The 15,671-nt window shown below is 37.6% G+C and carries 9 protein-coding genes and 1 pseudogene; all 10 read right to left on the bottom strand.

Annotation, left to right across the window (positions count from 1 at the left end; translation table 11 throughout):
- Positions 1-22: 22 nt before the first annotated feature.
- Positions 23-1,204, bottom strand: coding sequence for a 23S rRNA (uracil(747)-C(5))-methyltransferase RlmC (rlmC, locus tag EV693_RS03710; protein WP_132501040.1), 1,182 nt, complete (start codon positions 1,202-1,204; stop codon positions 23-25).
- An 84-nt stretch (positions 1,205-1,288) separates the two neighbouring features.
- Positions 1,289-2,020, bottom strand: a complete 732-nt coding sequence (locus EV693_RS03705; RefSeq protein ID WP_132501039.1) for a TerC family protein — start codon at positions 2,018-2,020, stop codon at positions 1,289-1,291.
- Between the two features lie 61 nt (positions 2,021-2,081).
- The gene (gene mutH, locus EV693_RS03700; protein WP_132501038.1) at positions 2,082-2,762 is read right to left on the bottom strand and encodes a DNA mismatch repair endonuclease MutH; all 681 of its coding nucleotides are present in this window, start codon (positions 2,760-2,762) and stop codon (positions 2,082-2,084) included.
- 58 nt (positions 2,763-2,820) lie between these two features.
- A complete protein-coding gene (gene recN / locus EV693_RS03695) occupies positions 2,821-4,506 on the bottom strand; it encodes a DNA repair protein RecN (protein ID WP_132501037.1) in 1,686 nt (561 codons plus the stop codon).
- Positions 4,507-5,099: 593 nt separating this feature from the next.
- Positions 5,100-5,363, bottom strand: coding sequence for a major capsid protein (locus tag EV693_RS03690; RefSeq protein WP_132501036.1), 264 nt, complete (start codon positions 5,361-5,363; stop codon positions 5,100-5,102).
- A 212-nt stretch (positions 5,364-5,575) separates the two neighbouring features.
- Positions 5,576-7,078 (bottom strand): sodium/proline symporter PutP, encoded by a 1,503-nt coding sequence (gene putP, locus EV693_RS03685; protein WP_132501035.1) that lies wholly within the window; start codon positions 7,076-7,078, stop codon positions 5,576-5,578.
- A gap of 89 nt (positions 7,079-7,167) precedes the next feature.
- Complete coding sequence (gene metG / locus EV693_RS03680) at positions 7,168-9,252, bottom strand: methionine--tRNA ligase (RefSeq protein WP_132501034.1); 2,085 nt, start codon at positions 9,250-9,252, stop codon at positions 7,168-7,170.
- A 212-nt stretch (positions 9,253-9,464) separates the two neighbouring features.
- Positions 9,465-10,591: pseudogene (locus EV693_RS03675) on the bottom strand (IS1595 family transposase).
- Positions 10,592-10,879: 288 nt separating this feature from the next.
- Complete coding sequence (locus EV693_RS03670) at positions 10,880-13,609, bottom strand: DEAD/DEAH box helicase family protein (protein WP_132501033.1); 2,730 nt, start codon at positions 13,607-13,609, stop codon at positions 10,880-10,882.
- Entirely contained in the window at positions 13,609-15,669 is a 2,061-nt protein-coding gene (locus EV693_RS03665; RefSeq protein WP_132501032.1) for a site-specific DNA-methyltransferase, read from the bottom strand. Before EV693_RS03665 ends, EV693_RS03670 begins: the two co-directional genes overlap by 1 nt.
- Positions 15,670-15,671: the final 2 nt, after the last annotated feature.

Below are 15,671 nucleotides of genomic sequence, written 5' to 3'. Positions count from 1 at the left end.
GCTTACACATTTTTAAATGCTCTTATTGTCTTATTTTTCGTAATAGCACCATCGATTCATAATGAGCAGTATGTGGAAACATATCAAATAACTGCACTTTCTCTAAAATATAATCCGACAATACCGCCAAATCCTGTGCCATTGTTTTTGCATTACAGCTTGAATAAATCAGATAAGATGGTCCTAATGTATTCAGGAAGTTTGCCAACACCTTGCCTATTCCTCGACGAGGTGGATTTACAATCACTAGATCAGGAATACTCTTTTCTTCTAACGCAAATTTTGCCGAGTCTAAAGATGCAAAAGAGACATCTGTTAAGCCAATTTGCTTGGCAGACTGAATAGCACTCTCTATTGCCGCAGGAGAAATCTCAATTCCCGTCAAGCTAACATTCTTATTACATTCTTGCAACTTTTTTGCACAATGAAGCCCAAATCCGCCCACGCCACAAAATAGATCCCATAAATGACGAATGGGTAAATCGCTTACCCAAGATTGTGCTGTGGCATAGAGCTGGCTGGCTACCTGAGGATTCGTTTGAAAAAAACCTTGTGGGCGAATAAATAAAGGAATGCCATTAAAATGCTCTTCTAATGCTCTGCGTTCTGTCAGAAAAATTTCTTGTTCTCCCTCTAATAGTGCAGCGTGTTGCGGCTGAATGTTTAAACTAACGACCGAATTTTTAGGCAATTTAGCCAAAAGACCCGTTAGCTCTCGCTCAACAAGCGGTCTTTTTTGTTCACTTTTTAGTACAAAGCGTAACATAATAGCTTGATTATACTGGCTTTCTGTCAGCAAAATATACTTTAATTCCCCTCGTTTTTTTGCCACATTGTAAGGCACTAGCCCTGCACGAGCGATAAAATCTTTTAAAATAGGAAATAAGCGGTAGAACGAACTGGGGTACAAAGGACAATCAGTTAAATCAACGCCTGACATACCATTATTATCCGATAATATCCCTAATATTGGACGCTCAACACTGCCCGATACCACCATTTTCGCTTTATTTCGCAAAGAATGAATAGGCGAATAAATAGGGGCAAGAATCTGGGTTGATTGCAATAAATACGGAGAAATTAACCGCTTAAGTTCCTCCGACTTATCTGCTATTTGTTGGCAATAATCCCTTTCTATCCACTGACAAGAACTGCAACGCTTTTCAGCAAAGTGTATACATTGTAATTGATTTTCTGTTTTCATGCTTTTTGCTCATCAACCAAAATGAAAGCCCTCAAAGTCGAGGGCTTTTATTTATCTTATTAGCTTGTCTTATTAAAAAATCATCTAACTCAATTTCTGTTTTGATTGATTTTTACGCATTCTAATATTCAGTAGTTCCACAACCAATGAAAATCCCATTGCTGTGTAAACCGCAGATTTTGGAACGTGAATTCCAATTCCTTCCCCGACTAACGCAACACCAATTACAATCAAAAACGCTAACGCTAAATTTTTAATCGTTGGATTACCATCCACAAAATCACCAATTGGCTTAGCTGCAAACATCATAATCCCGACAGCAATCATAATGGCAATCACCATTACAGGTATATCTTTTGCCATTCCTACTGCAGTGATAACAGAATCCAATGAAAACACAATGTCTAAAAGTATAATTTGAACCAGCAACATCATATAGCCTGATTTTTTAGCCGAAAGCTGTCCCTCAATATGGTGCGTACCACTTACTGCCGTTTTTAACTCCATCGCACTTTTAACGATGAGGAAAATCCCACCTAGAATCAAAATGAGATCACGTCCTGAAATATCTTTACCTAGCACAGAAAAAAGCGGATCAACCAACTTCATCATCCAAGCCAATGATAGCAACAGCAGAATTCGAGTTCCCATTGCTAAACCTAAACCAATTAAACGTGCCGATTGACGCTGCGACTCAGGCAAGCGTGAAACTAAAATGCTGATCAAAATAATATTATCGATCCCCAAGACAATTTCTAATGCGGTCAATGTAAAAAGAGCAACCCAAGCCTCTGGGTTTGCGACCCACTCAAACATAAAAAATCCCTCAATTAAATCATTTCAAAAACCAAACATCATATAGAGAGATGGAACAAAATTAAAGAGAAGAATACAAAAACTTGTGTAAAATTTCTTGAGTAAATTGTTTACGCAAATAAAAACCTAAGGGCAAAGCTTGAATCGTTTCCCCATCAAGATTTGTTGCACTAGCAAGCGATTGGCTATTCTGACCTTTAGGACGCAACTGCATTACCTCCCCTAAACGCCCATTAATTTCATTTAATCTACCTAAAACAATCAATTCCATCAGCTCTTCCCAATCTTGCCGAAGTTTAAATTCTTGTTCTGGAGTCGGAGACCATAAAATAGCTTGACCAATACGCCTATTGGCGAGAGGGATATTACGTTCTCCCTCAACGGGGATCCATAATATCCGCTGTAATTTATGTCTAACGTGCGAGGTATGCCAAGTAATACCGTGATTTTGCGTAAGTGGTGCAAGGCTGACAAACGTAGTCTCAAGCGGTTTCCCCATTCGATTAACAGGAATTGTCTTAAGTTCAATGCCTAAATGAGCAAAATCTTGTTCTGCCTTACTGCCCGCTTTCGCTCCTAAAGCCACTTCGATCAATGTACCGACCCAGCCTTTATCTCGCCGCAAATTGGCAGGCACATTAATTCCCAACATTTGAGCAATCTCTCCTAGACTAAAACCTGCTAGCCATCGTGCCTTTTTAAGTAGTTCACTTTCTGTAGAAGAAAAAGTTGCAAGTTCCATATTATTTCTGTTTTCTTTGTTGTTTTCCCTCTCTACATAGAATTGAAGAAAGGGCAATTTAATTAATGTACTGCTTTGCCAAAATAAGCATTTCTTTTGCATTAGCAAGTGCAGTGTCGGTCATTTTAGAGCCTGCTAATAAACGTGCTAACGCTTTCACTCGCTCTTTTTCCGTCAATAATGTCATTTGTGTTTCTGTCTGATCATTTTCAACGTATTTCTGTACATTAAAGTGATGATTGCCGTGACTAGCAACTTGTGGCAAATGCGTAACACATAGCACTTGGCATTTTTTACCTAGCTGACGCAATAAACGCCCCACGACAGTTGCAGTCGGTCCACTGATGCCAACGTCTACCTCATCAAAAATAATCGTAGGTGTTGAGCGTTTATTCGCAGTGAGAACCTGCACCGCAAGTGAAATACGTGATAATTCACCACCTGAGGCAATTTTAGCCAGTGGCTGTGCCTGCTGTCCGAGATTACTGAGTAAATTGAATTCAACCACATCTGCACCATTCGGTGAAAGTTTGGCTATGTTATGTTGCACATCAATAAAAAATTCAGCATTTTCCATTGCCAATTGCTTAATTTGCTTGGTTACCTGTTTAGCCAGTTTTTCCGCTGCCTCACACCGTTTTTGGTAAATTTTTTCTGCCAGTAAAACACATTGTTGATAAGCAGCTTTCTCATCAGCAATCAGCTGTTCTTCATTTTCTTCAAAATGTAATAATGTTTGTAGCTCTTGGTTCAGTACAGCGTGGTGCTGCCATAAATCTGGAGCTAAAACGTGATGCTTGCGAGCCAATTGCATCGTTTTCGCAATCCGTTCATCAAGCTCATTAAGCAGCACAGGGTCTTGCTCAATTCTGCTAGCTAATCCATTAATTTCTGAACTGGCTTCCTGCACTTGAATTAACGCCTCATTCAACATTTCTAATGCGGAGCTATATTCACTATCCATTCCGACCAATTCTTCTAAATCACGAATTGCTCGATATAAAATACCGTCTACGTTTGGCTCACCTTCGCTAAGCATTTCCACCACATTTTGCGACAATGCCGTTAATTGCTCTGAATTCGCTAGGCGTGCTTGATCTTCCTCCAGTAGCTCAAACTCCCCTTCTTTTATTGCAAATTCATCTAACTCTTCCACCTGATATTGTAGCAATTGCTTACGAGCTTCATTTTCTTTGCACTGTTGCTGATAATTTTTCACTTGCCGATGCAATTTACGCCATTTGTCGTATTCCATTGCCATCTGTGCTAACAAACCTTGGATATTGGCATAATTATCAACCAGCTCTAACTGATATTCACTTTTCAATAATAACTGCGGTGCGTGCTGACCATTCAAGTGGATTAAATATTGCCCTAGCTCTCGCAGTTGAGAAATCGGAATGGGGTGATTATTCACAAATGCTTTTGATCGCCCTTCTAAATTGATCATTCGCCGTAAAATACACTCTTGCGGATTGTCTTCGTCCAGTAATTCGTGTTCCTTTAGCCATTGGTAAGCAGGGCTGTCTAACTGCATAGAAAAAACCGCACTAATATCCGCTTTATCAGTCCCATTACGAATCATACTACTTTCAGAACGATAGCCTAAGCACAGCCCCAACGCATCAATACCAATAGATTTACCTGCCCCTGTTTCACCTGTAATAACAGACATTCCCTCATTAAGTTCTAACACGAGATGGCGAACAATCGCAAAATTATTAATCGTTAATTGAGTGAGCATAAAAACACCTAAAGCACCAAAATACTGTATGTAAATATAGTAAAACTGTTTTTTTAAACAGTAAAGTACTTTTGTAAAATTTGCTTAATTTTGCAATATTATTCAAAATGTTGATATACTCAAGTTGTTGGCGTACTATTTCTTTGCCTGCAGTCATTGCGATATCAGCTCTAGATTTGTCTCTTAAATCCCGAAATTAGAACATCGAAAGCTCTTTTTTATGGGTTCGTGCCATAAAACTCCGTCTTTTGGGACGTAGATATAAGGCACAAACAGCGTAAGCGGTTTCAAGCAATTTTACGGTTGTTCTAATTTTGTATGAGATCGATCATTAGCTTGCAAAGCGAACAGTACAAACAAGATAAAACGTTTTTAGCTATTCAAAACTCACTGCACTGTTTCCCCTATGGAAAAAGAGCTAGTTTGGTTGAAATAATGCTACTCCCAAGCATTTCAATAGTCGTTAAAAGACCTAGAAAGTACGTTCAAAAACTGCTTTTCCAAGCGGAATGTTACCTAGTGTATTGTCAAATTGAGCAAAGTCTTGGTATATCAATTAGTTCTACAAACAGTTGCGACGTAATAATTGCTTTCTAACTATAGCTGATTTTCTCAATCACCGCAGGGTGAGCTTTTAACGCACCCCACACATCACCTGAAATGACACAAACATTCACATCATGACCGATTGAGCGTTTGACGGTATTTTTTCCCGCCTCAATCACGGCAAACGGATCGGAGTTATTATAATCATTGAATTTCGATGCTCCACTTAGGGTGATTTTGTTGGTCACATCATAGTTGGCTTCGTTAAGGACTAAATCGGCAACCGCTTTTTCACAACGGAGAGCAATCACATCTTATTCGTCATTGTGGCATATTGTTGCGGAGGATTGCTACTGCACCTTCACGGTAATCAATTGGATAGGCGGAAAACCTACAAATCACTAGGCGGGTTTTCCACATAGGACATGCGTTGATTTAAACGAGCAAACCTTGCTTTATTTAAATTTCTCGGTTTTAGCGATTGATTTGTATATCTCCCGCCCAATTCATTTTTTCTTAGTTCTTATAGTTCTTTACAATAAGCTTCTTCAGCTTGTTCGAAGGTGGAGGTGATTTCTGGTTTTGGAGCTGGGGTGATCAGTGAAACCAGTATGCTCGTAGAAAAGGCAAGGATAAAACCAGGGATCATTTCATAAATGTTGCTATTTGGAGCGATATCTTTCCAAAATATCACAATGAATGTGCCTGTGAGCATACCTGCCATTGCACCTTGTGTGTTTAGTCGTTTCCAAAAAAGCGAAAGGATAACAACAGGTCCAAATGCACAACCAAAACCTGCCCACGCATAAGAAACAAGTCCTAAAACTTTGCTATTAGGATCTTGTGCAAGTGCGATAGCAAGTATAGAGATAATCAGTACCATTAAACGCCCTAACCAGACGAGTTCTTTTTGGCTGGCATTTGGTCGAATAAAGCCTTTATAAAAATCTTCTGTAATGGCACTTGAGCAGATGAGTAGTTGACAGCTTAAGGTACTCATTACTGCTGCTAAAATTGCAGATAGTAAAATTCCTGCAATCCAAGGATTAAATAAGATACGTGATAATTCAATAAATACTTGTTCGTGATTCTGCGTTACTGTTGTGGCATATTCAGGGTTGGCGAAGAAATAGGCTTGCCCAAAAAAGCCAATACCAACAGCACCAAACAAGCAAATAATCATCCATACCATACTGATACGACGAGCATTTGGGATTGATTTGACGCTGTCAGCTGCCATAAAGCGTGCCAAAATGTGCGGTTGTCCAAAATAGCCTAATCCCCACGCACAAAGGCTGATCAGACCGACAAAAGTCGTGCCTGCAAAAATATCGGTGAAATCTTTACTCACAGCTGTTCCAGCTTGCATAATTACGTTATGTGTTTGTTCAACGCCACCTAGATGAAGAAGAACGAAAATAGGGGTAATAAATAGTGCGAAAAGCATTAAGGTTGCTTGAATTGTGTCTGTCCAACTTACGGCTAGAAAACCGCCGATAAAAGTATAGGCAATTGTGGCTAAAGCACCGTACCATAACGCAGTCGAATAAGAGACATTAAATAAGTTTTCAAATAACCTAGCCCCAGCGACTACGCCTGATGCACAATAAATGGTAAAGAAAAACAGGATAATGGTAGCGGACACAATTTTAAGCAATTTGGTTTTATCGCCAAAACGATGGTGAAAATAATCAGGGAGGGTTAAGGCATTTGCGTTATATTCTGTTTGAACACGTAAACGCCCTGCTACTAATAGCCAATTTAAATAAGCTCCAATAGTTAGACCAATTGCAATCCAGCCTTCAACTAGACCTGCTGAATAGACTGCACCAGGTAATCCCATGAGTAGCCAGCCCGACATATCTGACGCTCCTGCTGAAAGTCCAGTAACAAAGCTGCCTAAGCGGCGACCACCTAAAATATAGTCTGATAGATTATGTGTAAATCGGTAGGCAATAAGACCGATTAAAACCATTCCGAAGATATAGATGAGGAATGTTGTTGTGGTTGGATCTAAGCTAAACATTGCTCTATTCTCCTTATTATTTTACATTTTTTGTAATGAAAAAATCCTTACTGCATTACACAATAAGGATGACGATATGCCTATGTTTTTTATTTTACTTGCATTCCAGCAGTTACACCTGAGTCTGCGGATAATAAAAATAGATTAGCCCCTCCCGTTCCAGCGGAAAGGATCATTCCCTCGGATAAACCAAAAGACATTTTACGAGCAGCAAGATTAGCAACCATAATCACATAACGCCCTTCTAATTCTTCAGGCTGGTTATAAGCCGCTTTAATACCAGAAAATACTTGGCGTGTGTGGTCGCCCAAGTCCAGCTCAAAGCGTAATAACTTCTCTGATTTCGCAACCGCTTCACATTTCAGCACTTTTGCTACACGCAAATCCAATTTCGCAAATTCATCAATCGTAATCTCAGGTGCAATTGGCTCAATAGTCGTCTTACAAGCGGTCGAATCTACTGATTTTTTTGCAGCTTCTGTATTATTTTTATCCATATTTTTCTCTGTTTTTTCGTTGTTTGTTGCAAAAATAGCTTTGGTTTCTTCTATGATTGCATCAATTTGCTTTTTCTCTAGGCGAGAGAACAATGATTTAAATGGTGCAATAGTATGGTTAAACAATGGCGTATCTAAATTATCCCAACGTAATTCGGTTTGTAGGAACGATTCAGCTCGCTTCGCTAAGTCAGGCATTACAGGTTTAAGATAACTCATCAATACTCTAAAAAGTTCTAGACCCATTGAGCAGACTGCTTGCAACTCGCTTTCTTTGCCTTCTTGCTTTGCGATAATCCAAGGAGCTTTTTCGTCAATGTACTTATTTGCTTTGTCAGTCAGTGCCATTATTTCTCGGATTGCTTTGTTAAATTCTCGGTTTTCATAATAGCTGGCAATCGTTTCCGATTGTGCAATGATTTCTGCAAATAGCACCGAGTCTTCCAGTTCGCTTGCTAGCAGCCCATTGAAGCGTTTGGTGATAAATCCTGCGGTGCGAGAGGCTAAATTGACCAGTTTATTCACAATATCACTATTTACTCGCAACACGAAATCATCAAGATTGAAATCCAAATCTTCAATGCGATCATTCAATTTGGCGGCATAGTAATAGCGTAAACATTCAGGATCAAGATGCTTTAAATAGGTACTTGCTTGAATAAATGTCCCTCTAGACTTGGACATTTTCTGTCCATCTACAGTAACGTAACCGTGAGCGAATACATTCGTTGGTTTGCGATAGCCACTACCCTCTAGCATTGCAGGCCAGAATAAGCTGTGGAAATAGACAATATCTTTGCCAATAAAGTGGTAAAGTTCCGCATCAGAGTTTTTAACCCAAAATTCATCAAAACAGATATTTTGTTTATCGCACAAATGTTTAAATGACGCCATGTAGCCAATAGGGGCATCAAGCCAAACATAAAAGAATTTATTTTCTGCATCAGGAATTTCAAAACCAAAATAAGGGGCATCACGGCTAATATCCCACTGCTGTAAACCGTTGTCTAACCACTCTTGCATTTTATTAGCAATTTCTGTTTGGAGCGATCCTGAACGAATCCAAGCACGCAACATCGTTTCAAAATTAGGCAAATCAAAGAAAAAATGCTCTGATTCTTTGACAATAGGCGTTGCCCCTGAAATCGCAGAACGAGGGTTAATCAAATCCATTGGGCTATAGGTTGAAGCACAAACCTCACAATTATCGCCATATTGATCCGCCGCTTGGCATTTCGGACAGATCCCTTTGACAAAACGATCGGGTAAAAACATTAACTTTTCGGGATCAAATAATTGTGAAATAACACGACTTTTGATAAAGCCATTTGCTTTCAGTGTTTGATAAATTTCTGTCGTAAATCGTTTGTTTTCTACACTGTGCGTTGAATGGTAATGATCAAAACTGATGTTAAATCCTGCGAAATCAGCAATATGATCTGCTTTGGCTTTTTCAATCAGTGCTTCAGGGGTAATGCCCAATTTGTCTGCATTTAACATAATTGGTGTGCCATGTGCATCATCGGCACAGACAAAATAGACCTGATGTCCACGCATACGTTGGAATCGTACCCAAATATCCGCTTGAATATGTTCAAGCATATGCCCTAAATGTATTGCGCCATTGGCATAAGGCAAGGCACAAGTAACTAACATTTTTCGTTGCTGAATTGACATTTTTTCACCGTGATAACTAAAAATAGGCATAATTGTAGCGGAAATTGAGGGATTTAGATAGGAATTAACGAAAGATAGCAATGCACAAAACCCAAAACGCAATCTTAACCGCAGTAAAATTTCCTTACTGCAAACGTAGCCAATCCGCTCAACCTTGAAAAGATAAGCCACTTTCTCTGATACGAATCGAAATGTTATTTTACGATTAAAAGTTAAGCCGCAAGTTCATAGTTCATCATCTCATTGAGATTTTTGAAGTAGATTTGGGAAATTTCTTCAAGGCTAAATGCACTCATTCCAATTAGTTCTTGCGTGCGATGATTACCTGCCAATAACCTACCCATTCCCTTAATGGTAATACCCATAGACAACGTTTGAGAATATCACTAAATAGGTCGCCATTAGGTTTTTGGCGGTTATCCGACATAAAGGCGGCTTGGCTAGCATAGTGTAGAGCATATTTATTGTCGCATTTGTGGTGAACGCCACGATGTAAATCACGGAAACGAGCGTTAAAGGATTCAGCTAAATTGTTGTTGATACCTTTTGCACTGTAACATTCTTTATGATTCACACTCCAGCGAGTGTAATGGAAATCCAAACCTTCATAGGCTGCATTTTCATCACACATAATATCGCTACCTTGTTTCACGAATTGATGATTTAATGCCAAAACAGTCTTGGCATTTTCAGTATAGTCCATTGCCACGATGGTTCTATTTGAACCCCATAGATTTTCATCATTAGAAGCACGTTGATTTAAGCTAATGATACAACGTTTAGTCGGTCTGAATTTTGGAAATTTCCGTCCTTTTTTATCGGCTTTTTGTTTCTGTTTATGGGCGTTTTTAGCGAAGTTAGTTGGACGTAATTTGAAATTAATCCACGCACCGTCTTCGTGAATTTCCCCTTGCAATGGCGTTAAATCACGAGTTTTGAATAGGGATTCACGCAGTTTATGGCAAAGGACAAATGCTGTCTTATAGCTGATATTAAGATGACGGCTCATTGTTATTGCCGAAATCCCTTTAACTTCATTCGCAAATAATAAAATGGCTGCCAAAATATCAACGAAAGGCAATTTATGAAAAGCAAATGCTGTATTAGTCGTAATATAGAAGTGGCGTTGGCAATGTTTGCAACACCAACGTTTACGAGATTGAAGAAAATAAGCATTGTGGCGGATTCCGCAATGTGGACATACTACGTCCGTAATATCGTTAGAATTTCCCCAGCGGTTGTTTTTTAAAAGTTGAAAGGCTTCATCTTCACTTAAACGAAAGATTTGTTTGAGATTTAAATTTTTAGATTTGTTTGAAAGCAGATAATGCTGTGCCATAAGTATTCCTTGTGTGTACAAGGTACTCAAAGCCAAACGCTAGACATAAAAAATCGCCCACCTGAATTTTCAGGTCGGCTCAAAGCGTTTTGCCTTGAATACCGTACTGCCACAAGAAATACGTGGACTTTAATAAATGAGTTGCAAACCCCAAATAGTCGCCTAATAAAAGGGTTCTACGCCTATATGGTTCGCTATGCTTCTTTGAAAGAAGCTAGGCTAAATATAAATAAATGGTTCATTGGCAAATTGTAGATGTTCATCAATGATTAATGGCATTAATATAATTTATTCCACATAAATTCCATTAAATTTATCTATAAAATCAGAAGACTTCTCTGTGTAAAATGGTAAGCCAATTAGCCTATAATAAGGGGTATCTTTTTGGATAATTTTATCCTTACCATACTCTGCCGTGATAGTTTGCAGAAAATTCTCTTTCCATTGGTCTTTTTCTGTTAAATGTGCACCTTTTGGTTCAATGAAAATTTGATAATGCAAACAAGCATTGATGTTGTTTAGCGTTGTTTTTGTCTTATCTTTGAGTAATAAAATAAAATCAGGCATAAAACCCTCACCATTATCAAAATTGCTTAATTTTAATACTTCTTCATTTCGTAATAGATGGAAATCGTATTTACTCTCCCAATTTCCCATTCTTTCTTTCACAAATTGAACTAGGCTCGCTTCCAAATCCGTGCCTGCAAAATTATCCACAGCATACCATTCAGGTTTTGCTACTTCAGTTTTAACTGTATCTTTACTGACCCATTTTTCTTTAGGCTGTCCAAAAATTTCCCATAAGGTTTTTGCGGTAAATTCTTTTGTACCGATGAATGGCGTATCACTTTGTTTTAAATGCTGTTCTGCGGTTTCTAGTGCTATCAAACAAGCCTTTAATTTTTCATATGGCGAAATGGTAAGATTGCTGTCCAATCCTAAAAATTCCACTTTCCAATCTTGCATCAAATCCGTTTGCAACTCTCGGCGGCTTTTAATGCCTAGTTTTTCTTGCAAGCGGTCAAAATGGAACAAAGAATTGCTATTTTTACCTTTAATATGAATAGCTTTATCAAAAATATGTTGTTCAATCTCGCCAATAGTTAAGGTTTTTGAGTGATTGTTTTCCATACCTAACTGATTCAGTTCATCAGTATTAAACTGTGTTTCTTGTAACAATCCATTACTGTGAACCGTAATGCTTAAAGGTTGATTTAATGCCCTTAAACTATCTGCATTATTGGCTTTGGCATTTGGATTCGGCACTTTTTTATTCGACCAAATTAATAGATTTTTAAAACTTTCGTTCTGTGCCAGTTCAGGCTTAATCGCAAAACGCACCTTAATTCTATCCGTATCTTCAGGGATATAGCCGTCTTTTCGCAATTCAGCTTTCAGTTCGGAAATGTAGCGAGATTGCTCATCAAAGGTATAATAAAACAGCTCTTCCAAGATTTTTAGTTCGTGCTCTACGCCGTCAAACTTGCGTTTATTTGGCAATTTGTCTTCAAAAACAAACGGGAAATATCGAACACCACGTCCGATTAGCTGCTTTTCTGATACCGTTGCGGTTGCTGTTTTACCCGTCTTTTTATTTGAACCACCTCCATTTTGTCCTTCATACAAACGAACAATATCAAACAAATTCAACACGTCCCAACCTTCCGTTAAGCGTTCAACAGTAAAAATTGCTCGAATCGGATTATCCGCAGCTTCTAAATTATTTAAAAGTTTTTCTGTATCTACATCGGTTTTTTCGCTTTTACTTTGGTTAGTTTGCGAGTTAGTAATAATTACATTATGTGGTTGATAATTTTCCTTTAGCCAATTTACTAAATGTAACATAGTAAAATTATGTTCACGCATAAACTGCAAGGCTTGCTCTGTGCGAGTTTTACCTTGTTCATTTTCTGTACCACCATCGTTCAAATTAGGGATTAGCATAGTTAAAAAATTAAAATCTTGATGATCCGCATTTTCTACCCATTGTAAGAATGTTTGATAATCAGCCCAAGAATCATCAATGGTTTTACTACGAAACAGCATAACAGGCTTGAAATTGGCAATGCCGTATTGAATCGCAATTTGATGACGATACCAAGCAAATAATAAAGCATGGAATACACGCTCTTTTTTCGCCAATTTTGATGAAACAAGGTTGATCTGTTTGGTATAGCCTGCTTGTAAAAATTCTTTTAATGCAAATTTAGCGATGATTTTGTCGGCATATTTTTTCGCTACGTCATCATTTTCAGGTAAAGTTGCAGTAAATTCTAGTAACACATTTTTGCTTGTATTACCGTTTTTATTGAGTAGCAACTCCAATACCATATGCTCCCAACCTTTACGTTCAACTTCGTCCGAACTTGCTTTACCGCTTAATTTTGTATTTAAATCCAGCGGTATTTGTTTTTTGCTTTTAGTTTGTGCATTTAAATGATGAGCTTCATCGCCAAGCATAACGATATCCAGTTTATGCAAATCCGCCAACGTGGTTTGGTTTTCACGTTCGGTATGAATGTCGTTATATAATTTTTGAATGGTGGTAAATTTAATTTCAATACCGTCTGAAAATTCGTTAAACGTTTCCACTTTTTTAATTGGAATGACTTTGTCGCCCTGCAAGATCTTTGGTGTAAACAAAAATTTGTGGTGCGATGAATCCACAAAATTGTTTTCTGTTTTATCTACAATATTATTTTGATTCACAAAAAATAGGAAATGACGATAGCCTTTTTCATAGTAATATAGCATTAAGGCTGCCATCATCATCGTTTTGCCTGCACCTGTTGCCATATGAAACAACAAATGCGTTGGCTTATTTTTTAAATCAGGGAAATCATCTAGCTCTGAAGTGCGGTCAAAAATCAAAAAGTTTTCAAGAGCGGCTTTTTGCCAGTCAAAAAAATTAAATTTTAAGTTATTAGACACAAATTCAGGTATTTCCAATAATTCAGGTTTGTATTTTTTAACTGCTTTACGTTCGTTTTCAATCGCATCAAATAAGGTCTTTTCCATTATTGCTCTCCGTAAAACTGCTGGGTTAAAGCCTTGTCTTCGTCAGATAACACATCATCAAATTGGCTATCTGCCATATCGCTAACATTTACATAAAGTTGGTTTAAATCCAACATTTCTAACATCATCTGTTTTTGTTCATCAAGCGATAAGGCTTGAAATTCCGTTTCTTGCATAATGTCGGTAAATTCTTTAATGCTTAATGTATATTTTAAGAAATAGCGTTCGCATAGCTCATTAAACAAGGTTTTTAAGCTGTCAAAATCTTCACAAGCCAAGATTAAATCTTTTGCAGTTTTATTAAAGGCGGTGAGTTCGCAGTAAACAAAATCACCGCCACCTAGCCAGTTTACCGCCTTTGAAATACCGCCTTCTTCGCCGTCAATCAGTTTTTTTAAACGTTCCACCGCAAGCGTTTCAATATAATCCATTTGCTCAATGCCAATATATTGACGCCCCATTTTGTGGGCAACAGCAGCGGTTGTACCAGAGCCAAGATGATAGTCTAAAACAATATCCCCTTCTTTGGTTGTCATATCAATAATTCTGTGTAATAAAGCTTCTGGTTTTTTACCTGTTGGAAAACTTATTCCTCCTTCATTTTGGGTATTTTGGAAATCTATATCTTCCCAAAAATCACAAACTAAAATAGACCAATACTCTTTCAATGTTTTACCAACGATAATTTTCTTTAACCCTTGTGATATAGGGGTAAAAACTTGACCATTAAAATATAACCCTACAGATTTTCCATCAATAACATGTTCATAAATCTCATTTTTATATTCTTTTCTACTTAAATTATCTAGTTCTTTATTTTTATGAGATTGTAATCGACCTATGTTATTTTTATTTTCTACGATAAACTTTCTTATCTTTTCATTTCTAGGATCTATTTCATCTAAGCTGTTATAAGAAAAACCATTTTCTTTCAGAACATCAATTAACTTTCGGAATTTATATGTGCCATTTTCATTGATTAGAAAAAGACTATAATGTGTATCCCATGTTTCTCGTGCTGAATATTGAGGCTTTAAGTTTATACTATTATTTTTATAAAATAGAATGGTATCTTTTTGCTTAATAAGCTTTTTATCTTTATGTGCCGTTTTTGTTCCACTTGGAGTAGATGATCGAACAGCAATGTTTGCGACAAAATTATCTTCATTAAAAATTTCATCTAATAAAACACGTAAATACCCATCTTCGTTATAATCACAATGCACAAAAATAACACCATTATCAGCTAATAATTTCTTGGCTGTATTGATGCGGTTTTTCATAAAGGTAAGCCAAGTAGAACGGTTAAATTTATCGTTATAACTAAATGAGTCGTTACCTGTATTGAATGGAACATCAATATAAATCAACTTTACTTTGCCTTTAAACTTCGTAGCAAGAAGAGTATGTAAAGCCACTAAATTATTGCCTTTGATAATTAGATTTTCAGCAAGTGTGCCGTCTGAATGGCGTTTGAGTATTCCCACAGATTGTTTGCCGTTTTGAGTATAGCGAGAGAAATTTGAAAGGGCTTTCGGATCGAGTAAGCGGTCGATTTCATCGAACGCTAACACTTGATTAAAGAAAATTTCTTGGCGTTTTCGGGATTTTTTAGTGTACAATTGAGCTGAGCTCAGCTGAGCGTCCTTATTGCATTCAAAATAAGCCTCATCACCTTCTTCTGAACTCTGTCCACCGTTTAACACACAATCTTTAAACGGAAAATCCAACACTATATCAGTACTGTCTTTTAAGAAACGACTGCCGTCTGTTAAACCTATGCGGTTCTTGTATCGGGTGTATGAGTGGCTGATTTTGTTTTGTGACAAGAAAAATTGAAAATCAGCTTTCTTAAATACTAACGCCCCAGCGATCTCGGTAAAAAAATGGCGTTTTAAATCTGAGTTACTTAACAGTGCTGCCATTGTCTCTACATCGTGCTTTTCCAATTTATCTAGTAGTAAATTAAATGCTAATTCTGTTTTGTCATCATTAGCCCAAATACCGTTGCAAGAATGCAGAGCAGTTTTTAAAGTAGATAGAAGTTTATTTTGGCTCATAA

Origin of the sequence: Nicoletella semolina (genome assembly GCF_004345745.1) — a bacterium.
In the GTDB taxonomy this organism is placed as follows: domain Bacteria; phylum Pseudomonadota; class Gammaproteobacteria; order Enterobacterales; family Pasteurellaceae; genus Nicoletella; species Nicoletella semolina.
The sequence above is the reverse complement of the archived record's forward strand: the minus strand, read 5'-3'. Positions and strand labels throughout refer to the sequence as shown.

Excerpts from the sequence above, each read along its gene's own strand:
- metG (WP_132501034.1), bottom strand. The coding sequence starts at position 9,252 with ATGTCAATTCAGCAACGAAAAATGTTAGTTACTTGTGCCTTGCCTTAT.
- mutH (WP_132501038.1), bottom strand. The coding sequence starts at position 2,762 with ATGGAACTTGCAACTTTTTCTTCTACAGAAAGTGAACTACTTAAAAAG.
- EV693_RS03665 (WP_132501032.1), bottom strand. The coding sequence starts at position 15,669 with ATGAGCCAAAATAAACTTCTATCTACTTTAAAAACTGCTCTGCATTCT.
- putP (WP_132501035.1), bottom strand. The coding sequence starts at position 7,078 with ATGTTTAGCTTAGATCCAACCACAACAACATTCCTCATCTATATCTTC.
- EV693_RS03705 (WP_132501039.1), bottom strand. The coding sequence starts at position 2,020 with ATGTTTGAGTGGGTCGCAAACCCAGAGGCTTGGGTTGCTCTTTTTACA.
- EV693_RS03670 (WP_132501033.1), bottom strand. The coding sequence starts at position 13,609 with ATGGAAAAGACCTTATTTGATGCGATTGAAAACGAACGTAAAGCAGTT.
- rlmC (WP_132501040.1), bottom strand. The coding sequence starts at position 1,204 with ATGAAAACAGAAAATCAATTACAATGTATACACTTTGCTGAAAAGCGT.
- recN (WP_132501037.1), bottom strand. The coding sequence starts at position 4,506 with ATGCTCACTCAATTAACGATTAATAATTTTGCGATTGTTCGCCATCTC.